Below are 21,509 nucleotides of genomic sequence, written 5' to 3' on the forward strand. Positions count from 1 at the left end.
CCTGTTATTTGATTGCGCCGGCCGCGATGCCGGCGATGAAATGACGCTGTAACAGCACGAAAACGACGAGGATCGGTGCGGTCAGCAGCATCGCGCCCGCCATGATGCCGCCCCAGGAAACCTTGGTGAGGCCGATCAGCGTTCCGAGCGCCACCGGCGCTGTCATCATGCCCGGCCGGGAGTTGATGAGCAGCGGCCAGAGATAATTGTTCCACGAGTGGAGGAAGAGAATGATCGACAGCGCCGCCATCGTCGGCCGGGCAAGCGGCAAGGCGATGCGCAGGAATATCTGCCATTCTTTGACGCCCTCGACGCGGGCGGCGTCGAAAAGCTCGTTCGGCATCATCGAGAAGGACTGGCGCATGAAGAGCACGCCCAGCGAATTGAAGAGAGGCGGGACGATGAGTGCCACCCAGGTGTTCGCCAGCTTGAATTCGCGCGCCACCATGATGAATTGCGGGATCACGACAACGGCGAAAGGCAAGGTGATCGTGCCAAGAATGATGGCTGTGACCACGGAGCGGCCGATGAACCTATAGCGCGCAAGCGCCCAGCCGGCCATCGATGTCAGCATCACCGACAGGATGGTATAGATGATCGCGACGGTGATCGAGATGAACATCGCCCTCAGAAAATTTGTATCGGCCTGCAGGTTCCTGAAATTCTCGACAAAGTTTGTTGACGGCCACAGCACGATGTCCGGGCTGAAGATGCCGTTGTCGGGCATGGTCGAGAAGACGAACATCATCCAGAGTGGAAAGAGCCAGATGACGGCAAGCGGCGTCAGAGCGGCATGCAGCGCGATCTTGCGTATCAAGAGAGATTGCGACTTGGACCTCGACCTCATTTTGGCTCCCTCCCGACCCACAGATTAAACAGCGAAATTGCAATCGCCAGCGCGGCTATCGTGTAGGCGATCGCCGATGCGTATCCGAAATTCAGTGATGTGAAGCCCTGCCGGTAAAGAAGCAGGCCGAGCGTTTCCGTGCCGCCGCCCGGGCCACCGCGATTCGTGATGAGGAACGGTTCGGTGAAAAGCTGCATCGTGCCGATCACCGACAGCACCACGCAAAAGAGGATGATCGGCTTCAGGAGCGGCAGGGTGATGTGGAAGAACTGCTGTACCTTGCTGACGCGATCGAGCGTCGCGGCCTCGTAGACATCGTCAGGGATCGACTGCAGGCCGGCCAAAATGATGATCGCGTTGTAGCCCGCCCAGCGCCAGGTGACAGCGATAATGACGAGGGCCATTGCCGCATTCGCATTGTCAAACCAGGAAACCGGAGCAATGCCGACCGAACCGATCAGCTTGTTGACGATACCGAAATCGATGCTGAACATCAGCCGGAAGACGGCGGCATAGGCGACCTCGCCGACGACGACGGGCGCAAAGAAGGCGAAGCGGAAAAGAGGCCGCGCTTTCAGCAGCGGCGAATTCAAAAGTACCGCCATGACGGTTGCAAGCGCAATCATCACCGGCACCTGGATGACCAGGATGATCAGCGTATTGTAGAGCGCATTATAGAAAGCCGGATCGCCGAAGAGGCGTCCCCAATTGGCCTGAAAGCTGTATTTCCAGGGATTGATGCGGGTGTTCTGGAACGAGATCAGGAACGAATTGATAATCGGCCAAAGCCAGAAGGTGGCGAAGACCAGAAGATAGGGCGCAAGGAACAGATAGGCGCTCCGGGTCCTGAATGGCATTTATATCCTCCTCACAAGCGAAACGAGCCACCTTGAAGGTGAACGCCGGGCGCGCATCAGGCGCCCGGCCGGTTGCTCATTCTGCGATCGGAAGGCCAGTCGCCGAGGCGATCTGGTTGGCCGCGTCGTCAAGGGCCGCTTTGGCGTCCGGATAGCCGCCGGCGAAATACTTCGTCTGCGCCGCCTTGTAGATCGCATCCGCATCGCTCTGGAACGCCGTCCCGCGGCTCGGTACGATCTTCGGCAGCGTCGAAAGGATGTCCGCCCAGACCTTCTGCCCGCCCCAGTAAGGCAGCGGCTCGTTGACAAAAGGATCCTGTACGGCTGACAACAGCGAAGGGACGAGGCCGAAGGACTTCAGCATCGTGACCTGGCCTTCATTGGTAGCCAGCGCATAGTTCAGATAGGCCCAGGCCGCTTCCTTGTTTTCGGAATTGGCGTTGATGGCCAGCGACGAACCGCCGAGATTGGCGGCATGCGGGCCGTCAGCCGTGAGGCTAGGCATCATGTAGATGCCCCATTTGCCGGAAAGATCCGGCGAGCCGGAGCGTATCGTGCCTTCGTACCAGCCGCCATACATCTGGCTTGCGACCTTGCCCGCGGTATTGGCCTGGATTTTCTGGTCCCAGATGGCGGCCGTCAGCGTTCCGGCGTCCTTCATCTGCTTGACCTTTTCGAGGCTCGCGACGCAGGCCGGCTTGTTGATGGTGATCGTTTGGCCGTCGGTAGCGAAATAGCCGCAGCCCTGCTCGTTGGCGATCATCCGGAACCATTCGCTGTCGCCGTTGAAATCGGCCTGCGCCATGACGACGCCGGGATTGGCTTCGGAAATCTTCTTGCCGGCAGCGATAAAATCGTCCCAGTTCTTGATCGTCGCCGGATCGACGCCGGCCTTTTCATAGAAGTCACGGCGGTAGAAGACGGCAACCGGACCGGAATCCCACGGCATCGCATAGGCGGCATCACCGACCTCTAGCTCGGTGCGCTTGAAGTCAGGAAATTTCGCTTGGATTTCCGCCGTATAACCGAGTTCGTTCAGATTGGCGAAGCAGTCCGGGAAGCGGTTCCAGAAGATTTCCGCCTCAAAATTCTCGATCGTCACGATGTCCGGCAGACCGTCGCCGCCGGCGGCGCAACCGGCAAGTGTCTTATCGAAGACTTGGCTGTTCCCGAGGTCTTCCACCGTGACCTTGATATCTGGATATTGCTTGTTGAAGCCTTCGAGCGTGGATTTCAGCGCCGATGCTGCGACGTTCCAGCTCCAGATGGTGAGATTGCCCGACTGCGCGAATGCGGAACCGGAAGCCAGCAGCGCGACCGCAGCGGTCGCACCGATAAGTTTGAAGCGCATTGAAAATCCTCCCTTTTCAATTGCCGTCCTTTAGCGAACGTGGCTAAGTTATATGCAAGGGAGCCCCTGTCTCCTAAAAAGGGAATATGAATTTGGCGGAAAGTAAGGTTGCCAGAAGAGCCATCTATCAACCGGGTGCGAGCAGTATCGAGGGCCTGCCGACAACGCTGCAGATGTTCCACGCCCATCCGCCGGTCATGGTCATGCCGCACTGGCACGCGCAGGTGGAAGTGAACTACATCATGCGCGGAATCGTGCATTACCGCATGAACGACCACGAAATGACGCTCAGGGCCGGCGACATGTGCCTCTTCTGGGGCGGCCAGCCGCATCAGATGGATGAATCCTCCGACGATTCGCTCTATGCGGGAGCCCATCTGCCGCTTGTCTATTTCTTCCGTCTTCGCCTGCCTGCCGAAATCTCCAGCAGGCTGATGAAGGGCTCGACGCTGCTGACGTCCGCCACCGACGCCGCAGACAAAGAGAACTTCTCCCGCTGGTCCCGCTACGCCAACTCTGGCAATCCAGCAAAAGCGCAACATGCTGTCGACGAGTTGCTGCTCCGCATCGAGCGCATCGCATTCGAACCCTATTCGATGACGGCTGTCGGCTACGGTGGAACGGAGGCCGAACAGCCCCATGCGCAATCATCGCGCAGCATAGTCAGGATGTGCGATTTCATCGCCGCCAATTTCATGGAGGACATCGACACCGTCGATATCGCCCGTGCTGCGGATCTGCATCCGAAATACGCAATGAACGTCTTCAAGAAATCGACCGGGATGACGCTCAGCAAATACCTCAATCTGCTGCGCCTTTCACGCGCCCAGGCGTTGCTGATGGCCGACGACGCGAATGTCCTTCAGGTGGCGATGGACAGCGGTTTCGGCTCCATCAGCGCCTTCAACAAATCCTTCCGCCACATCGCAGGCATGTCACCGTCTGACTTCCGAAGAGACATCCGCCTGGCAACGTGCGGCAACACAGTGGCAAACTAAGCGTCCGGTGTCGTCCACCACATTGCCATTTCCGGGATCGTATTCCCACTCAACAAAAGGCCCGCTGATTACCGAGCGTTGATGCCGTCCTGCGACGGATTCGCAGTTCTAACAACAGCAAGGTTATACCAACGCGCGCTAATCAAAACCGGTGCGCCCAATCCAGCAGTTGCGCCGGGCCGTTGCGGCTGACGCTGGGATGCCGACGCACGCCCCGCCTTTCCTGCTTCAGGGGCTTCGCCGGTACGAAACCGACCGGTCAAGGCTGGTGCGCAGCACCACCGCAAAACGGCGTGGTCTTGAGGGGGCGGATTCGTACCGGCCCAATCCAGCACTGTGCTCCGTCGGTTGATTCAACTGAGCTTGTTCCTGTGCGCCTCGACTGAAAGGCACAGAAGTTCGAACAGGACCTGCGCCGCAATCTGGGCCGTATTGGTTGTCGGATCGTATTGCGGAGCGACTTCAACAACGTCGCCACCGATAATATTCAATCCCGATAGACCGCGCAGGATCGCGAGCGCCTGTGCCGAGCTCAAACCACCCACTTCCGGCGTGCCAGTGCCCGGCGCAAATGCCGGATCGAGGGCATCGACGTCGAAGCTGACATAGGTGGGGCCTTCGCCGACAACCTCACGGATTTTTCTGGTAACACCGCGAATGCCGAGTGCTTCGACTTCCTCGGCATGAATGACGGTCATTCCGGCGGCGTAGGAGAATTCCCACAGATATTCCGAATTGCCTCGAATGCCGATCTGGATGCTTCGGCGGGGGTCGAGCACGCCATCAAGGACGGCCTGCCGAAAGGGTCCCCCATGATGAAATTTGCAGCCCTCAAAAGATCCGCTGGTATCGCAATGAGCATCGATATGGATCATTCCGACAGGCTGGTCTCGGCCAATGGCTCGAAGAAGCGGCAAGCCGATCGAATGATCACCGCCAACGGAAAGAGGGATGACACCGGCCGCGACGATGCCCCGGACGAAATTCTCGATATCCTCGTGCGACTGCGCAAGGTCGAACCGGCTGCGGAAGGGTACATCGCCCACATCCGCCACCCGGACATGAGCCGTCGGTACAGCTCGAAGGACATGCTCGTAAGGGCCGACACGATCGACATTGCGAACGGCGCGGGGACCAAAGCGCGCACCGGAGCGGTTTGTCACTCCGAGATCCATCGGTATCCCGAGGAGCGCTACGTCAACATCTCGGAAGTCGGGGGCAGCATTCGGATAGTAAGGCGCTTTCAGCAGGGTTGGAACGCCGCAATAAGGTGCTTGGCGATTATCCCCGTCACCAAATACAAGCTCACCGATTTTGCGGAACTCAGGATCGAAAATATCTCCGCCGGAGGCATTGCCATAGCGGGCCCGCAACTGGTCCAGACTCAAAATATCCGGCATTTTTATCGTCCTCTTCTGCCTTTAATCCTAAACACTGATCTGTGACCCGTGGTCAGCGGCTGCAGATCGCGATTGTCGGCCGTCGCCGCTTCATCTTCGGAGCATTCATGCCGCCTGTGTCACAAGCTTCGTGTTGAGATAGTTTTCCATCGCTTCGGTCCCGCCCTCGGAGCCATAGCCGGAATCCTTGACGCCTCCGAACGGCAACTCGGGAAGAGCAAGCCCATGATGGTTGATCGACAGCATTCCGCTCTCAACATCCTGCGAGAGCGCCAAACTCGTCTTTCCGGAGGTGGTATAGGCGTAGGCAGCCAGACCATAGGGCAGCCGGTTTGCCTCCCTGACCACCGCCTCGTAGCTGGAGAACGGACTGACGATCGCGATAGGACCAAAAGGCTCCTCGTTCTGCACCCGCGCATCGAGCGGCACGTCCGTAAGAACCGTAGGCTTGAAAAAGTTGCCACGATTGCCGATCCGTTCGCCGCCGGTCGCAATCCTGCCGCCTCGGGAGACGGCATCGCTCGTCAAATCGATCATTGCCTCGACGCGCCGCGCGTTCGCCAGCGGGCCCATTGTGACGCCGGCGTCCAATCCGTTCCCCACGTTGATCGCTTCCGCAGCTTTGACCAAACCGTCGACGAACCTGGAATAGATGCTCTCCTCGATCAGGAAGCGGGTCGGCGCCACACAGACCTGCCCGGCATTTCGGAACTTTGCGCCGGCCAATATCCTAACCGCCAGGTCGACATCGGCATCGTCGAATACGATGGCCGGCGCGTGCCCGCCAAGCTCCATCGTCACGCGTTTCATATGGGTTCCGGCAAGGCCAGCAAGCTGCTTGCCGACCGCTGTCGAACCCGTGAACGAAACCTTGCGGATAACCGGATGCGGGATGAGATGGCTGGAAACCTCGGCGGGGATGCCATAGACGAGATTGAGAGCGCCGGCCGGCAGACCTGCATCAGCGAAAGCGCGCACGAGTTCCGCGCAGCTCGCCGGCGTCTCCTCAGGACCTTTCAGGACAATCGAGCATCCTGCGGCGAGAGCGGCCGCCACCTTGCGGACGGCCTGATTCAGCGGAAAGTTCCAGGGACTGAAGGCAGCCACGGGCCCAACAGGCTCCTTGACGACGAGCTGGCGGACATTCAGGGACCTCGAAGGGATGAGACGACCGTAGGCGCGCCTTCCTTCTTCCGCGAACCAGTCGATGATGTCGGCCGCACCGGCCGTTTCCATGCGCGATTCCGCAAGCGGTTTGCCCTGCTCCATTGTCATGATCCTGGCAATCATGTCGGCGCGATCGCACAAGTTCTGTGCCGCCTGGTGAAGGATCTTTGCCCGGTCAAAGGCGCTGGTCCTGCGCCAGACGTCGAAGCCGGACGCAGCTGCCGACAAGGCATCGTCGAGATCCTCCGGGCCGGCATTGGCAACCAGGCCTATGACTTCCTCGGAAGCCGGATTAACCACCGGTAGCCCTTCTCTCGAGCCTTCGCGCCAGGTTCCGTTGATGTAGAGCCGGGTATTCGGGTACTCAGACATTCGCTTTCCCAATCATTGACATCAATAGCCGAGCGCGCAGCCGTCCTTGCGATGGTCGGAGGCACCAAGAAGCGTTCCATGCTCGGCGTCGATCCAGATCGCTTGGGCGCCGCCGATCGCCCAATTGGGTTGGACGACCTTGAACCCGCGAGCCTCAAGATCCGGCCCTATCGATGTGCGCAGAGCCTCCTCGGCCTCGACGGTTGCCGTCCCGGGAAGGGGAAAGAGACGCGGCAATTCGATCGCGGATTGCATGTCCATGCCGTAGTCGAACAGCTTGGACAGGAAATGGGCATGGCCCATCGCCTGGTAATGCCCGCCCATGACGCCGAACGACAGCACGGTTTTACCATCGCGCGTCACGAGACCCGGAATGATAGTATGCATTGGCCGCTTGCTTGGCCCGATCGCATTCGGGTGGCCCTGTTTAACCACAAAACTCTGGCCACGATTGTGGAACAACACGCCCGATTTGGGCGCCATCAGGCCACTTCCGTAAGAATGGAAGATCGAATTGATGAAACTGACCGCATTGCGGTCTTTGTCGACGACCGAAATATAGACTGTGTCGGAATGTTCTATTCCATCGACATACAATTGCGCGTCACTCGCTCTTTTAAGGTCGATCTGGGCGGCGAGAGAGTCGGCAAGCCCGTCCGATAACAGAAAATCCGCCGGAACGTCGGAGCTTGAGGGATCGGCGAGCCAGCGGTTGCGTGCGGCGTAGGCGAGCCGCGTTGCTTCGATCTCGATATGGAGGTTGTCTGCCCTCAACGGATCGCCCGCCCGCTTGAACCGCTCCAGGATCTTGAGGATCATAAGAGCAATGATGCCTTGCCCGTTCGGAGGGCACTCGTGAACCGTCCATCCGCGATACCTGGCGCTGATTGGCTTGACGTACTCACCAACCGCAGACGCGAAGTCTTCCAGCGTGTGGAGTCCTTCGAGGGACACCAGCCGGGCGACCATATCCTCTGCGACGACCCCACGATAAAAGGCGTCGCGGCCGTATTTGCCGATCGCTGCAAGCGTATCAGCAAGCTCCGGCTGTCTCTGAAGCGAACCGATCGCAGGCCGCTGATCACTGTCGAGGAAAATGCGGCGCGTCGACGGATCTCTCGTCAGCAGGTCGCGCTGCTGGGAAATGTCGGCCGCGACCCTTGGCGTGATCCCGTAGCCTTCGCGTGCAAGCGCGATCGCCGGAGCGAGAATATCGCTCATCGACATTCGGCCGTGATCGGCAACGAGCCGCGTCCAAGCATCAACGGCGCCGGGAATCGTCACCGCATGCGGCGACGAACGCTCGATCGCCGTAATTCCACGATCGAGAAACCACTGCAGTTCAGCGGCGGCCGGCGTGCGTCCTGAACCGTTGTAAGCGATGACGTCATTCCCTCCATTCGACGTCAGCAGGGCGAAGCAATCACCGCCGATGCCGGTCGATCCGGCCTCGACGACGCATTGGACGGCGCAAGCGGCGACAGCGGCATCTATGGCCCGCCCGCCGCTCTTAAGGATATCGATCGCGGTAAGGGTCGCCATCGGATGGGAGGTGGCCGCCATTCCGTTCTTCCCGACGGAGAGAGAACGTCCCGGACGTTCGAAATTACGCACGTTATTCAGCTGCATCTCGGTAAAGTCCATTTGTTGTGGCCCAGGCGAAGGTGTCGTCAAGCGCGCGCTTCGATCGGTCGAAAAGCTCGTTGATCTCTACCTCGGTGATGATCAGCGGCGGGCAGAGGGAATAGTTATCACCAAGCGCGCGTGTGATCACGCCATGGGCCTGCGCTCTTTTCCCCGCATGGATCGCGATACCGTCGGCAGGACTGAAGGGTTGCTTCGTCTCCTTGTTGCGAACCAATTCGAGCGTGCCGATGAGACCACGGCCCCGGACGTCGCCGACGAGCGGGTGATCTCTCAATTCCTCAAGCCGCTGCTGAAACAGCGGCGCCACCTTCCGGACATGTCCAAGGATATTGCGCTCTTCGTAGATCTTCAGCGTTTCGAGGGCGACGGCGGTTGCCACGGGATGCCCGCTATAGGTAAATCCATGTCCGAACGTACCGATCTTTTCGCTTTCGGCGACGACCGCATCATGGATTTTCCCATTGACCATGAGAGCCGAGATCGGCTGATAGGCGGCAGAAAGCTGCTTGGCCATGGCGATCATGTCGGGCTCCAGGCCGAAGCTTTCGGAGCCGAACATCGTGCCGAGCCGGCCGAAGCCGCAGATGACTTCATCGGCGATCAGCAGGATGTCGTAGCGTTTCAGGATCGCCTGGATCTTTTCGTAATAGGACGGCGGAGGCACGATGCATCCGCCGGACGCCATCAAAGGCTCGGCAAAAAAGGCGCCGATGGTGTCGGGTCCCTCGCTGAGGATCAGCCGTTCCAACGAATCCGCGCATCGCGTCGCAAACTCTTCTTCAGTCTCACCCGGCAGTCCGTAGCGGTAAAACTCCGGGCAATCGGTATGAAGAACGCGGGCAATCGGCAGATCGAAGTCGCGATGGTTGTTCGGCAAGCCCGTCAGACTGGCAGAGGCGATGGTAACCCCGTGATAGGCGCGCAGCCTGGAAATGATTTTCTTCTTATGTGGCTTGCCGATGGCGTTGTGATAGTACCAGACGAGCTTCATCGCGGTATCGTTGGCCTCCGACCCCGAATTGGCAAAGAACACCTTCGACATCGGGACCGGGGCGAGCCTGATCAAACGGTCAGCGAGTTCGATCGCGGTCTCATGGGATTTGCCCCCGAAGCTATGGTAGAACGGCAGTTCCTTCAGCTGCCGCATCGCAGCATCGACAAGCCGTTGTTCGCTGAATCCAAGGGAGGCGCAAAACAGCCCGCCGAGCCCCTCGATATATTTGTTGCCGTCCGTATCGATGATGTGAATCCCGTCACCCTTGGCAATGACCATCGGCCCTTCCTTCAGATGCTGGGATGCATTCGTGTAGGGATGGAGAACGCGGGCAATATCGCGCGCTTCCAGGGAATTGGGAAGAATGGTCACAAGGCTCTCCAATGAACATGAGGGATTGCAGATCGGCGGAGAGACCGCCGATCCTCGCAGACAAGCCTCGCCATCGAGGGACGCCTGTCGCTGTCGTGCAGGCGATCAATAAAGATCCGTCTTCATCCACTTTTTAGCGAGCTTGCCGATCGTACCGTCGGCCTTGGCGGCCGCGATTGCCGCGTCGAACATAGCTTTTAATTCAGTGTCGTCCTTGCGCAGGCCCACGGCAATGCCCTGACCGAAGACGCCTCCGGTGAATGTCGGGCCGGCGATAGCGTAGTCCTTGAAATCATCTTTCGCGAGGGTGGCGTTGAGGGAGGTTCTCTGCGCCACGACGGCATCGATCCGGCCGGCTTGCATGTCAAGGTCGTGCTGCTCGACCGTCTTGTATTCCCGGGTCTCGACGACGCCTTTGAAATAAGAGTCGAGGAAGGCGACGTTCGCTGTCGAAACCTGAGCGCCGACCGTCTTGCCGTCAAGCGCGTCGCGCAACGGCTTCAATTCCCCCTCCACCTTGGCCTTGTCGTCACCCAGATTCACGGTCGTTCCCGTCCCCGGAAGGTTTCCCAAAGGGCCGGCCTTCTCCACCAGGAAAGCCGCCGACGTCGGCGCGTAGGCCTCACTGAAGGAGATCACAGCCAGACGCTTTTCCGTTACGATCATAGAGGCCATGATCGCATCGAACTTCTTGGCATTCAGCGATGGAATGAGGCCATCCCAATCCTGCGCCACGATATTGCACTTGATCTTCATCCTCCCGCAGAGGTCATTGGCGAGATCGATTTCGAATCCATCCAGCTTTCCATCCGAGCGAGTAAAGTTCCACGGTTCATAGGCGCCTTCGGTGGCGATCGTGATCTCCGCCGGCTTGCCTTGCTGCGCGGCAGCGCTGCCGGCAAGGATCGTGCCGAGCGCGATGGCGCCGAGTGCCCAGTTCATTCTTGTCATTGAAATTCCCCTTGTTGTTGTGCCGTCCCGGCGACCAGAACGCTCAGTATCCGAAGACGTGCAAAAAGACATTGATTGCTGTGTGCAATATTGTATACGTAATCGCATTCGACTTGATCTCGCAAGTGAAAAAAAGCTACGGCTTTCCCAGCAAACGCGGATCTGTAGCAAACGGGGAAAGGGACTGACTTGGAGGCGGCCAAAAAGGAGCAGCGCGGCTCGCTGCGCGAAACCACTTATCTGCAGCTGAAGGAACTCATCCTGAACGGACAGCTACGTCCGTCCGAGCGGCTCTCGGAGAGCACCCTCGCCAAGCGTTTTGGAGTGAGCAGAACGCCGCTTCGCGAGGCGTTGATGAAGCTTGAGGAGGAAGGTCTCATCGTCGGTCAGCGCAATATTGGCTATACGGTGACCGATCTCGATATCACGAAATTCTGCGATCTCTTGGTCGTGCGGGAAGCCCTGGACGTCTGTGCTGCCCGACTTGCCTGCGCCACGGCGACGGACGGGGACCTTGACCGCATCCGCGGAGTGGTCCGCCAGATGGAAGAACTCAGGGAAAGCGGCGATGAGAAGCCTGCCGATGCCGCGCGCAATCTGGACCTCGGCCTCTATATTCACAGGGTAATCGCGGAATCCACTCGAAACGAAGCCCTGGTTCGGGTGACCGAGCAGGTCTACCAGCAACTGCGGCTGGCGCTTTGGCTCGAAGTTCTCTGGGTCGATCTGGAACATACCGATCTCGACGAACATCGCGCAATCGCAGACGCCATCTGCGCGCGTGATCCGGAGGCAGCGGATGCAGCAGCCCGTGCGCACGTTCAAAGCTCGTTGAAGAACATGTCGAAGCTCCAGCGCATCTGGGCTCATCGTCGCACAACCGGTTGAGTCCCGGAACAGATAGGGGTCCCGATGGACATCGTCGAGAACTACTGGCGTCTTGTTGGCCTGGGTGAAGGCGGCTGGGGCGCGCTGCTGCTTACCGCAACGGCAGTGACGGTAGGATTGTCGGTTTGCGGATTCGTCGTCGGAGGTATCATCGGTTCTCTCGTCGCGGCGATGCAGCTTTCCCGATCGCTCCTCATGCAATGGCTGGCCGACTGCTATACGACCATCCTTCGCGGCGTGCCGGACCTTCTGGTGGTCTATCTTTTCTATTTCGGCGGCAGCGCCTTCCTTGGATATGCCGGCGCCTTCTTCGGCTATCACGGGTTCATCGGAATGCCGGCCTTTCTCACCGGTACATTGGCTCTCGGCGTCGTCTCGGGGGCGTATCAAGCCGAGGTGCTTCGTGGCGCTTACAAATCGGTGGCGCTCGGCGAGCTCGAGGCAGCCAGCGCTGTCGGCATGCGCCCCTGGCCGAAGTTCAGGCGCATCGTCGCGCCGCTCGTTCTGCGGTACGCAATTCCCGGTTTGGGAAATACCTGGCAGCTTGTGCTGAAGGAATCCGCCTTGATCTCCATAACCGGCCTAGTCGAACTGCTGCGCCAATCCCAGATCGCCGCGGGCTCAACGCGACGGCCGTTCGACTTCTATTTAGCCGCGATCGTGCTCTATCTCGTCATCACATGGGTTTCGACGGCTCTGTTCAGGCACTTGGAGACGAGAACCAAGCGCGGCACCCGGAGGGCGTTCTGATGGACCTTGTCTTCATGTGGGAGGCATTCCAAACGCTCGTGGCTGGATTGCCTCTGACGTTGCAGCTCGCGGCAACGTCGGTTCTGGCGGGCAGCATTCTGGCTCTGGCGCTAGCCCTGCTCTCTGTCCTCGGCGGACCCGTCAGCCAGGCATTTGTCAAATCCTACGTCTTCATCTTTCGCGGCTCTCCGCTGCTCGTCCAGATGTTTCTGATCTATTACGGCCTCGGCCAGTTTCGCCCGGCACTGCAGGAGCTTGGTGTCTGGCCGTTTTTTCGCGATCCATATTGGTGCGCGGTCCTTGCATTGATGCTGAACACGGCCGCTTATTGCAGCGAGATCTTTCGCGGCGGGCTGGAGGCTGTTTCGAACCAGCAGATCGAGGCCGCCCGCGCCTGCGGCATGTCTGGAACGCTGCTCTTCAGACGCATTGTCCTTCCGATCGCCATCCGGCATGCTCTTCCTGCCTACGGCAATGAGATTATCCTGATGGTCAAGGCGACCGCGCTTGCTTCGGTCGTAACCCTCATGGAAGTTACGGGATTGGCGGGAAAGCTCATCGCCGACAGTTTCCGCGCGTTCGAGGTTTTTGTCGTCGCTGCGGCAATCTATCTCGCGATTAATTTCATTATTACCAGAGTGATCGTGGCGCTTGAGTATCGGCTTTCGCCGCATCTGCGCTTCCGGTCGCAGTCTCTTACATAGATGGGAACAGGAATGTCTGACGGGGGAACTGCCACGGCGAATGACAAGATCAAGCCCAACATCGCCGTTTTCGTCAAAAATCTTCGCAAGTGCTTTGGCCCGCTGGAAGTCCTAAAAGGCGTCTCGCTGAAGGCACATGAAGGCGATGTCATCTCGATCCTGGGCTCGTCAGGCTCTGGCAAATCGACCATGTTGAGGTGTCTCAACATGCTGGAAGTTCCCGACAGCGGCGAAATCACCATCGCCGGTGAGACATTTGGCCTAAAGAAACGTCAGCAACGCACAGAACCGGCGGACCGCCGGCAGGTGGACCGGCTTCGGCAGCATATCGGGATGGTGTTTCAGAGCTTCAACCTCTGGTCCCATCTGACCATTCTGGAAAACGTCATTGAAGCGCCGGTGCATGTTCAAAAGCGCAATCGCGCAGAATGTATCGCGGAGGCGGAAGCCCTTCTCGAAAAAGTGGGTATTGCCGATAAGCGTCATTTCTATCCCGCACACCTGTCGGGCGGCCAGCAGCAGCGAGCCGCAATTGCCCGGGCCCTGGCGCAGCGTCCGAAGGTCATGCTTTTCGACGAGCCCACCTCAGCGCTCGATCCGGAGCTTGTCGGCGAAGTTCTCAAGGTCATGCGGTCCCTGGCAGAGGAAGGGCGGACTATGCTCGTCGTAACCCACGAGATGGCATTCGCCCGCGATGTGTCCAGCAAGGTCATGTTTCTCCACAATGGACTCGTCGAGGAAGAGGGCCGCCCGGAGGATATGTTCAGGCAGCCCAACTCCGCGCGGTTCAAACAGTTTCTGTCGAATGTAAAGTGACGGCAACGGGCATCTGCATCTATCGCAAGAAGATCAACATCTCGACCGCGCTGGCCGGACAGAAACTGGGACTCAAAGACGTCGACGACGGCATTTGGCTCGTCAGCTTCATGCATCATGATCTGGGATATATCGACCTGGAGCAGAGAACGTTGCAAACCATCGACAACCGGTTCGGCAGGAGGTTGTCACCCATGTGTTAGGTGCGTTCTGTTGCCGATGTCTCTAGGTCGGACATTGCGTATCGGTTGCAGGGGCTTGAAACCACGGCGGCTTGCCAATATTCGCCGTCAGTGAGGAAAGCTCTCTCGATCCTGACTATCCATAGAAATCTGGTGAATTGAAACAGGCCGGCGCCGAGCGGTGGACGCGCGTTCAACGAGATGGCAGGCAAGTTCCACGCGACGCGGCGGCATGGGCAGGCTGGAGAGGTTGTCGCGTAGCAGATCGAGCGCCACCGAGCCGATCTCGCGCATTGGGATATGCATAGTCGTCAGCGGCGGATTGAGGAAGGCCGCCTGCGGAAGATCGTCCATACCCATCACTGAAACGTCGCCCGGCACAGTAAACCCGGACTGCTGGACACCCATCATCGCCCCGACGGCTAGGCTGTCGCCGGCGGCCAGTATGGCGGTGAAATCGAGCCCTCGGGCAGCGATGCGCGCCGCGACCGCTTGAGCTGCAAGCTCCGGAAGCCAGTCTTCGACAGGCACCATGAGACCCTCGTCGAAGGGTAGTCCGCGATGCAGCAGGGCGTCCTTCCAGCCTTCGTAGCGCCTTTCGATGGTGCGCCGGCCGGGCCGCATCAGGAACAGGATACGCTCGTGGCCGAGATCGATCAGGTGATCGGCGGCGAGCCGTGCGCTTGAGCGGTTGCAGGGCGTGACGCTGGAAAGCCGCATGAACGGATCGTCGCTATTGAGAAGGACCACAGGCTTGTGAAAGCCGCGCGTGGCGGCAAGCATGCCCTCGTCATCGACAGTGAGAAACAGCAGGCCGGCAACCTGCGGATCATCCAGCGCCTCCTTCAGAACGGCGAGTTCCTCGTGTCTGCCTGCGATTGGCCGCGTGATGATTTCGAGCCCGAGCGCCTGCGCCCGATCCTTCAAGCCTTCCAGGACATAGAGCGTGAACTGGTTGCGCACATAGTCGATCATGGCAGCGCTCGATGCGGCGAGAATGACTTTCTGCCCCGCAACCGCGGTTGGAATGACGTAATTGGCAATTTTTGCGACTTCGAGCACCTGCTGGCGGATTTCCGGCCGGACGCCTTTTTCGCCCGCAAGCGCACGCGAGGCGGTGCTCAGCGAAACACCGCAGGCTTCGGCAATGTCTTCCAGACGCACACGCTTGCTCTTCTTTCCGCGTTTGCCCGGCAATGGTTTGACAGTCATCCTCGTCTCCTTGCCGCAATCATGAGAAAAATTTTCAGGTTGCGCAAGAAAAAATCCCGTGGCTTTATTTTGGCAGCGAAACCGCCGAAGAGCGGACAGGTTGGGAGGATTACCATGGCCCCGAATGGCCGCGATATTCGCGGTGGTCTCGATCGCCTTGTTGCCGGAACGACCGGCCTGAAGCACGACGGTCGCTTCCATGAACCTAATCTCGACGGAACCGCCGGCGACTACATCAGTTTCGAAAGTTGGGAGTGGCCGCAGGGTGTCGGCCTCTATGGCCTGATCAAGCTCTGGCTTTTCACCGGCCGCCGCGATCTGCAGCAGCTCATCGAAGGCTGGTACCAGGCACGCATCGAGGCGGGCCTGCCGCAACTCAACGTCAATACCACCGCGCCGATGCTCGGCCTTTCAGTGCTCTGGGCCAAGACCCGCGACCCCCGCTGGCAGCAGGTCCTCGACGACTGGGCAAACCGCGTGATGTCGGACATGGGCCGCACGCCGGAAGGCGGTTTCGAGCATCACGTCTCCGATAAGGTGAACGACAACGAACTCTGGGACGACACCCTTTATATGGTCGCCCTGTTCCTGGCATCCTACGGTCAGGCAAGCAGTCGGCCCGAACTGGTCGATGAGGCATCGCGGCAATTCCTCGTCCACACGCGTTACCTCGCAGACACCAATACCGGCCTCTGGTTCCACGGCTGGACCTTTGACGGTCGGCACAATTTTGCCGAAGCGCGCTGGGCGCGCGGCAATGCCTGGATCACGGCGGGACTACTTGATTTCTTCGATCTCGCCGAGATCAGCAAGCCGGTGAAAGAATTTCTGCAGGGTGTTCTCGTGGCGCAGGTCGATGCGCTGCTCGCGCTTCAGGCTCCGTCCGGCGCCTGGCGCACCTTGCTCGACGATCCCACCTCCTACGAAGAGATTTCCGCTACGGCTGGCATCGGCTACGGCCTTCTGAAAGGTTATCGTCTCGGGCTCGGCACGCCGGCATGGCGTGAAGCCGGGCTGAAAGCCCTGCAGGTGGTGATGGACAATATCGACGAGACCGGCACCGTGCTCAACGTCTCCTACGGCACGCGCATGGGTCACGATCTCCAGTTCTACAAGGATATCCCCATTCAACCGACCGGCTACGGCCAGGCATTGGCAATCCTGTGCCTTTCCGAAGGCCTGCAGCATGTCGGCACCGAAGGACAAGCAGCGTGACGATGAAGATTCTGTATGGAGCGGCACCGGAAGACGTCAAAGCCTATGATACGGAACAGCTCCGCAGCGCCTTCCTGATGACGGACCTGTTCCTGCCGGACGCTGTCAATTTCACCTATACGCATGTCGATCGCCTGCTTCTCGGCGGCGCGATGCCGGTTTCCCAGAGCGTGACCTTCGGCTCCGGCGCCGAGATCGGCACGCCCTATCTCCTGTCTGCCCGCGAAATGGGCATTGCCAATCTCGGCGGCACGGGCACCGTGACCGTCGACGGGCGGTCCTTCACGCTGGAAAACCGCGACGTGCTCTATCTCGGCCGCGGTGCGCGCGAGATTGCCATGGCGAGCCTCTCGGGAAGGAACCCTGCCCGGTTCTACATGAACTCGGTGCCCGCCGGCGCCGACATCCCCCACCGACTGATCAAGAAGGCGGGATCGAAGGCTATCGATCTGGGAGACGGCCGCCGATCGAACAAGCGACGGCTCGCCATGTACATTCATCCAGAGGTGACACCGTCCTGCCTGCTATTGATGGGCATTACCGATCTTGCCGAGGGCAGCGTCTGGAACACCATGCCGCCGCATGTGCACGAGCGCCGGATGGAAGCCTATTGCTATTTCGATATGGCGGCGGAAGATCGCATCATCCACCTGATGGGCCGCCCGGAAGAAACCCGTCACCTCATCGTCGCCAATGGCGACGCCGTCTTGTCACCCGCTTGGTCTATCCATATGGGCGCCGGCACCGGCCCCTATGCCTTCGTCTGGGGCATGACCGGAGAAAACCAGGAATATAACGATGTGGCCCCGGTGGCCCTAGCGGAACTGAAATGAGCCCGATGAGATCACTTATGGACCGTGAGCTTAACCCCGGCGAAGCCATCCGCTACTGGCAGCTCGGCGCGATCGCCGAGGAGCGTTTCGACGTTCCCGACGCCCCGATGAAGGGTGAGATGGACCCGTTCTTCTTCTTGACGAAGCATAAGAACTTCATCCCGCACGAATATCCCTGCCGCTCGATCTTCGCCGAAACCTATCGCGGCAAGCGGCCGGACGTGCGCGGCGCGTTCGACGCGGCGCGCTGGTGGCTGCCTTTCGGCTCGCCGCGGCTCGATCTCTCCGGCTTCTGGTTCCGCCCGACGCGACTTGCCACCTTTGCCCGCACATTCATCGCTGCCGAGAAAGCCGGTAGGGCAAAGGTCCGCCTCGGTACCTGTGGCGGCGCGGTTCTCTGGCTGAATGGCAACGAGACCGGCTGGATGGCGCCCTATAGCCGCAACCTCGAGGCAAAGGCTGAATTCGACCTTCCGCTCAAAGAAGGACTGAACGAGGTCACCATCTTCTTCGACGATCTGGCCGAACGCGATGCGCGCTATTTCTTCCAGCTTGATTATCTCGACGGACCGCCGGCAAACGTCGCCGTGCCCGTGCCGATCGAAGGCAAGATCGCCGAGACGATCGAGGCCGCCCTCGAAAGCATGCATTTCGACAAGACGGCCTATTTCGAAGGCGACATCACACTGCTTCTCGCCGAGCCCTTACCGGTGGATGTCGATGTCAACGTGGCCGTCGAAGGCGACTTCATGTCGACCGAACGCTTCGACTACGACTTCGTGCTCATGGCCGGCGATGCGCATCTGGTCATCGGCCCCTCGGAAAACGCCCCCGCGGACTTCCGTCACTTCCGCATCACGCTGAAGGCCGGCGGCTTCGTCGCCTCGCGCTCGCTCGGCGTCGAGATCTGCCATGCCGGCCGTCAGGGCGAAGCACCGGCAGCGCTTGCCGAACGGATCACCGAAACGCTGGACGAAATCTCGGAATTCTCCGAGCGCGATACCGTCCGCGCCTTTGCGCGGCTGGCAAGCGGCCGCAGTGGCGCCGACACCGATGCTATGATCGAGGAGATCCTACCTTCGATCGAGGATTGCCACGACTGCGCGGATTTCTCGCTTGTTCCGCTGATCTGGTCGCGCACCGTCTGGGGCAAGGACATCGGCGAGGCGACGCGCGACCGCATCGACCAGGCTATCCTCGGTTTCCGCTACTGGATGGATGAGCCCGGCAACGATGTGCAATGGTATTTCTCGGAGAACCACGCACTGCTGTTCCACACCTCCGCCTATCTCGCCGGACATCTTCTGGCCGACAAGACCTTTGCCCGCTCCGGCCGCACAGGCGCCGAGCAGAGCGCCGTTGGCGCTGCCCGTGTTCGCGCCTGGCTCGACCATTTCGAAGCCTGGGAAATGGCGGAGTTCAACTCCGCCCCCTATTTCCCGATCGACCTCAAGGGGCTGACCGCGCTCGCCGCCCTGTCTCCCGATACCGACATCGCCGAGCGCGCGCGGAAGGGCATCGTTCGCCTATGCGAAGTGATCGGCCGCTCGGCGCATCACGGCATGGTGACGGCAGCGCAGGGGCGTTCCTACGAACACACGCTCTGCGCCGACCGTTCTCTGGAGCTTTCGGGTGTTGCCCGTCTACTCTGGGGCAAGGGCTGGTACGGCCGCCGCGTGCACGCGTTGCCGCAGCTCGCTGTATGTCTGCGCGACAATGGCCTGACCGTGCCGGAAAACCTTGGCATGGTCGCCTGCCATCAAGCCGACGAGCATCAGGAATGGCGGTTCGCGCAAGGTGAAAACAGGTTTGCAGCGCTCTATCACTATAAGAGCCGCGATTTCGCCATGGGGTCCGCTGCCCATTACCGCTGGAACGAATGGGGGTACCAGGAAACCGTGCTGCATCTGCGGCTCGGCAAGCGGCCAGAAGCGACCGTCTGGATCAACCATCCCGGTGAAACGATTCAGTTCGGGTACGGTCGGCCGTCCTTTTGGGGTGGTTGCGGCACCCTCCCTCGCGCCCACCAGTACCGAGCGCTAGCCGTACTCGACTTTTCCACCTTTGAAGAGCAGCCGGATTTCACCCATGCTTGGTTTCCGGTTGGCGAGTTTGACGAGAGCAGCGTCAATGGAACCCTTGCGCTGGCGCGCTGCGGGAACGGCGCGATGATGTTGCGCGGCAGCACCGATCTCGTTGCGATCAAGGATGGTCCATCCGCCAATGCGGAACTGCGCCAATACGGCAGAAAAACCCGCTGGATCGTTCGGGTCTGCGAGGCCTCCACCCTTGCCGCGGTGGAAGCCCGGTTCACGGCTCTTGCAGTCGAGGAGAAGGAAGACGGCTCGCTCGCTATCGAGGACCCGGAATACGGCACAGTAACATTTCGCGCCGACGGTTCGGTCGAGGCCGAGGGCCGCACCATTTCGCCCAAGGACTTCACGGTTGCCGGCGAGGTCGCCATGCTGGCTGCCAACTGATAGCAAAGCGCCTGGTAGGAGAAACCGGCGCGACGTTTACCTGCGAGCGGGAGAAGGGCTCGTGCACGGAAGAGGAGGAAGACAATGCGAAAGACCAGAACACTGCTGGCGGCGCTTGCCGTCGGGCTTTTGACGTCGACGGCGGCACTCGCCGGCGACGTCCGCATCATGTGGTATTCCGATGGCGTCGAGGGCGAGGTGCTGAAAGACCTGCTCGACCGCTTCATGAAGGAAAATCCCGGGATCAACGTCGTGCTCGACAACGTGTCGTACACGGTCGTGCGCGAACAGCTGCCAGTGCAGCTTGAAGCCGGCGACGGTCCGGATATCGCCCGCGTCACCAACCTGAAGGCAATGAGCCAGCATTGGCTCGATCTTCGCCCACTGGTCGCCGACGCCGCGTACTGGGACACGAATTTCGGCGCTCAGGCCGACTGGATGCGTCCGGATGGGTCCAACCAGATTTCCGGCTTCATGACGCAGATCACGCTTGCCGGCGGTTTTGCCAACAAGACGCTGTTCGACCAGGCGGGCATTGCCATGCCGGGCAAGGATGCGACCTGGGACGACTGGGCCCGGGCCTCCAAGCAGGTCGCCGAAAGCCAGCAGGTGCCTTTCGCCATGGCGCTTGACCGATCCGGTCACCGCTTGAGCGGGCCGATCCTAGCCTATGGCTCGAACTACATCGGTGCCGACGGAAAACCCGCTCCGCTGGATGACGGCGCCAAGGCGTTCATCGAAAAATTCGTCGGCTGGGTCGGCGACGGAACGATGAGCAAGGACGTCTGGGTGTCTGCAGCTGGCTCGACCTACCGCGCCGGAGCCGACGATTTCATCAACGGCCAGCTTGCCTACTACTATTCCGGCTCCTGGCAGGTCCCGAACTTCTCGACCAAGATCGGCTCGAACTTCGACTGGGTCGCAACCGGCAGCCCTTGCGGTCCGGCAAACTGCACCGGCATGACCGGCGGCGCTGGGCTGGTCGCGGTCAAATACACCAAGAATCCGACCGAAGTGGCCAAGGTCATGGATTATCTGGCACGCGAAGACATCGTGAAGGAATTTTCCGAACGCACGCTGTTCCTGCCTGCGCACAAAGGCGTGGTCGAAAAGGGTCTGGATTTCAAGACTGACGATGCACAGGCAAAGGCAGCCCTGAACATCTTCGTCGGGGCGACCGGCTCGCTTTCAGATATCGCCCGAAAGCTGCCCGGCTGGTTCTGGTCGGACACCTACTATGCGGCGCTGGTCACACGAGTGAGCCAGGCAGCGGCGGGCGAAATGCCGTTGGCCGAAGCCTACACCCGTATCGATGCGGACATTGCGGCCAAGGTCAAGGACTCGGGCCGCTAACAGTGAGGCGAGCGGCGGCAGCAAAACTGCGTCGCCGCTCGCCCCCGACTTGCACGTCTTGAGAAGCAATTTGCAAACTGCGACAGCAGCTGGAAACGAGTAAGTTTCCACCTGCCGCTG

Annotated in this window: 18 protein-coding genes and 1 pseudogene; 10 read left to right on the forward strand and 9 right to left on the reverse strand. The window is 59.9% G+C overall.

Annotated features, from left to right (window positions below; translation table 11 throughout):
- Positions 1–4: 4 nt before the first annotated feature.
- The 3 genes from BN1800_RS06170 to BN1800_RS06180 form a co-directional block, all read right to left on the reverse strand.
- A complete protein-coding gene (locus BN1800_RS06170; protein ID WP_086995498.1) occupies positions 5–847 on the reverse strand; it encodes a carbohydrate ABC transporter permease in 843 nt (280 codons plus the stop codon).
- Positions 844–1,704 (reverse strand): carbohydrate ABC transporter permease, encoded by an 861-nt coding sequence (locus tag BN1800_RS06175; protein ID WP_027507865.1) that lies wholly within the window; start codon positions 1,702–1,704, stop codon positions 844–846. Before BN1800_RS06175 ends, BN1800_RS06170 begins: the two co-directional genes overlap by 4 nt.
- A gap of 76 nt (positions 1,705–1,780) precedes the next feature.
- Positions 1,781–3,055 carry an ABC transporter substrate-binding protein gene (locus BN1800_RS06180; RefSeq protein WP_086995501.1) on the reverse strand — a complete coding sequence of 425 codons (1,275 nt, stop codon included), beginning with the start codon at positions 3,053–3,055 and terminating at the stop codon, positions 1,781–1,783.
- Between the two features lie 86 nt (positions 3,056–3,141).
- Here BN1800_RS06180 and BN1800_RS06185 point away from each other — a divergent pair, with 86 nt between their 5' ends.
- Complete coding sequence (locus BN1800_RS06185) at positions 3,142–4,053, forward strand: helix-turn-helix domain-containing protein (protein WP_086995504.1); 912 nt, start codon at positions 3,142–3,144, stop codon at positions 4,051–4,053.
- Between the two features lie 353 nt (positions 4,054–4,406).
- On the opposite strand, the gene speB is transcribed toward BN1800_RS06185, so the two are convergent.
- From speB to BN1800_RS06210, 5 genes are all read right to left on the reverse strand, one after another.
- Entirely contained in the window at positions 4,407–5,453 is a 1,047-nt protein-coding gene (speB, locus tag BN1800_RS06190; RefSeq protein ID WP_086995507.1) for an agmatinase, read from the reverse strand.
- 105 nt (positions 5,454–5,558) lie between these two features.
- Positions 5,559–6,992: an NAD-dependent succinate-semialdehyde dehydrogenase gene (locus BN1800_RS06195; protein ID WP_086995510.1), complete on the reverse strand. Its 1,434-nt coding sequence runs from the start codon at positions 6,990–6,992 to the stop codon at positions 5,559–5,561.
- 21 nt (positions 6,993–7,013) lie between these two features.
- Positions 7,014–8,606 carry a gamma-glutamyltransferase gene (gene ggt, locus BN1800_RS06200; RefSeq protein WP_086995665.1) on the reverse strand — a complete coding sequence of 531 codons (1,593 nt, stop codon included), beginning with the start codon at positions 8,604–8,606 and terminating at the stop codon, positions 7,014–7,016.
- 1 nt (position 8,607) lies between these two features.
- The gene (locus BN1800_RS06205) at positions 8,608–10,005 is read right to left on the reverse strand and encodes an aspartate aminotransferase family protein (protein ID WP_086995513.1); all 1,398 of its coding nucleotides are present in this window, start codon (positions 10,003–10,005) and stop codon (positions 8,608–8,610) included.
- A 105-nt stretch (positions 10,006–10,110) separates the two neighbouring features.
- Complete coding sequence (locus BN1800_RS06210; protein WP_086995517.1) at positions 10,111–10,956, reverse strand: transporter substrate-binding domain-containing protein; 846 nt, start codon at positions 10,954–10,956, stop codon at positions 10,111–10,113.
- Positions 10,957–11,145: 189 nt separating this feature from the next.
- Between BN1800_RS06210 and BN1800_RS06215 the strand changes: the two genes are divergently transcribed.
- The 5 genes and pseudogenes from BN1800_RS06215 to BN1800_RS06235 form a co-directional block, all read left to right on the forward strand.
- On the forward strand, positions 11,146–11,844 hold the full coding sequence (locus BN1800_RS06215; RefSeq protein ID WP_086995520.1) for a GntR family transcriptional regulator: 699 nt from the start codon (positions 11,146–11,148) through the stop codon (positions 11,842–11,844).
- Positions 11,845–11,868: 24 nt separating this feature from the next.
- Positions 11,869–12,594 carry an ABC transporter permease gene (locus BN1800_RS06220; protein WP_086995523.1) on the forward strand — a complete coding sequence of 242 codons (726 nt, stop codon included), beginning with the start codon at positions 11,869–11,871 and terminating at the stop codon, positions 12,592–12,594.
- Entirely contained in the window at positions 12,594–13,298 is a 705-nt protein-coding gene (locus BN1800_RS06225; RefSeq protein WP_086995526.1) for an ABC transporter permease, read from the forward strand. Before BN1800_RS06220 ends, BN1800_RS06225 begins: the two co-directional genes overlap by 1 nt.
- A 12-nt stretch (positions 13,299–13,310) precedes the next feature.
- Entirely contained in the window at positions 13,311–14,114 is an 804-nt protein-coding gene (locus BN1800_RS06230; protein WP_086995529.1) for an ABC transporter ATP-binding protein, read from the forward strand.
- A pseudogene (locus BN1800_RS06235) lies at positions 14,111–14,317 on the forward strand (IS481 family transposase); the annotation flags it as partial. The gene BN1800_RS06230 and the pseudogene BN1800_RS06235, both read left to right, overlap by 4 nt.
- 87 nt (positions 14,318–14,404) lie before the next feature.
- On the opposite strand, the gene BN1800_RS06240 reads toward BN1800_RS06235, so the two are convergent.
- The gene (locus BN1800_RS06240; RefSeq protein ID WP_027507862.1) at positions 14,405–15,508 is read right to left on the reverse strand and encodes a LacI family DNA-binding transcriptional regulator; all 1,104 of its coding nucleotides are present in this window, start codon (positions 15,506–15,508) and stop codon (positions 14,405–14,407) included.
- 114 nt (positions 15,509–15,622) lie between these two features.
- Between BN1800_RS06240 and bglB the strand changes: the two genes are divergently transcribed.
- From bglB to BN1800_RS06260, 4 genes are all read left to right on the forward strand, one after another.
- Positions 15,623–16,723 (forward strand): beta-galactosidase BglB, encoded by a 1,101-nt coding sequence (gene bglB / locus BN1800_RS06245; protein ID WP_027507861.1) that lies wholly within the window; start codon positions 15,623–15,625, stop codon positions 16,721–16,723.
- Positions 16,720–17,556, forward strand: a complete 837-nt coding sequence (gene kduI / locus BN1800_RS06250; protein ID WP_027507860.1) for a 5-dehydro-4-deoxy-D-glucuronate isomerase — start codon at positions 16,720–16,722, stop codon at positions 17,554–17,556. The genes bglB and kduI overlap by 4 nt, the downstream gene beginning before the upstream one ends.
- Positions 17,553–20,036: a hypothetical protein gene (locus BN1800_RS06255; protein WP_086995532.1), complete on the forward strand. Its 2,484-nt coding sequence runs from the start codon at positions 17,553–17,555 to the stop codon at positions 20,034–20,036. The genes kduI and BN1800_RS06255 overlap by 4 nt, the downstream gene beginning before the upstream one ends.
- An 84-nt stretch (positions 20,037–20,120) precedes the next feature.
- On the forward strand, positions 20,121–21,389 hold the full coding sequence (locus BN1800_RS06260) for an ABC transporter substrate-binding protein (RefSeq protein WP_086995535.1): 1,269 nt from the start codon (positions 20,121–20,123) through the stop codon (positions 21,387–21,389).
- Positions 21,390–21,509 lie beyond the last annotated feature (120 nt).

The sequence above is a fragment of the Rhizobium sullae genome (assembly GCF_900169785.1).
Lineage (GTDB): Bacteria > Pseudomonadota > Alphaproteobacteria > Rhizobiales > Rhizobiaceae > Rhizobium > Rhizobium sullae.

Excerpts from the sequence above, each read along its gene's own strand:
- BN1800_RS06225 (WP_086995526.1), top strand. The coding sequence starts at position 12,594 with ATGGACCTTGTCTTCATGTGGGAGGCATTCCAAACGCTCGTGGCTGGA.
- BN1800_RS06195 (WP_086995510.1), bottom strand. The coding sequence starts at position 6,992 with ATGTCTGAGTACCCGAATACCCGGCTCTACATCAACGGAACCTGGCGC.
- BN1800_RS06210 (WP_086995517.1), bottom strand. The coding sequence starts at position 10,956 with ATGACAAGAATGAACTGGGCACTCGGCGCCATCGCGCTCGGCACGATC.
- BN1800_RS06230 (WP_086995529.1), top strand. The coding sequence starts at position 13,311 with ATGTCTGACGGGGGAACTGCCACGGCGAATGACAAGATCAAGCCCAAC.
- speB (WP_086995507.1), bottom strand. The coding sequence starts at position 5,453 with ATGCCGGATATTTTGAGTCTGGACCAGTTGCGGGCCCGCTATGGCAAT.
- BN1800_RS06185 (WP_086995504.1), top strand. The coding sequence starts at position 3,142 with ATGAATTTGGCGGAAAGTAAGGTTGCCAGAAGAGCCATCTATCAACCG.
- BN1800_RS06255 (WP_086995532.1), top strand. The coding sequence starts at position 17,553 with ATGAGCCCGATGAGATCACTTATGGACCGTGAGCTTAACCCCGGCGAA.
- bglB (WP_027507861.1), top strand. The coding sequence starts at position 15,623 with ATGGCCCCGAATGGCCGCGATATTCGCGGTGGTCTCGATCGCCTTGTT.
- BN1800_RS06220 (WP_086995523.1), top strand. The coding sequence starts at position 11,869 with ATGGACATCGTCGAGAACTACTGGCGTCTTGTTGGCCTGGGTGAAGGC.
- BN1800_RS06175 (WP_027507865.1), bottom strand. The coding sequence starts at position 1,704 with ATGCCATTCAGGACCCGGAGCGCCTATCTGTTCCTTGCGCCCTATCTT.
- BN1800_RS06240 (WP_027507862.1), bottom strand. The coding sequence starts at position 15,508 with ATGACTGTCAAACCATTGCCGGGCAAACGCGGAAAGAAGAGCAAGCGT.
- BN1800_RS06180 (WP_086995501.1), bottom strand. The coding sequence starts at position 3,055 with ATGCGCTTCAAACTTATCGGTGCGACCGCTGCGGTCGCGCTGCTGGCT.
- BN1800_RS06260 (WP_086995535.1), top strand. The coding sequence starts at position 20,121 with ATGCGAAAGACCAGAACACTGCTGGCGGCGCTTGCCGTCGGGCTTTTG.
- BN1800_RS06170 (WP_086995498.1), bottom strand. The coding sequence starts at position 847 with ATGAGGTCGAGGTCCAAGTCGCAATCTCTCTTGATACGCAAGATCGCG.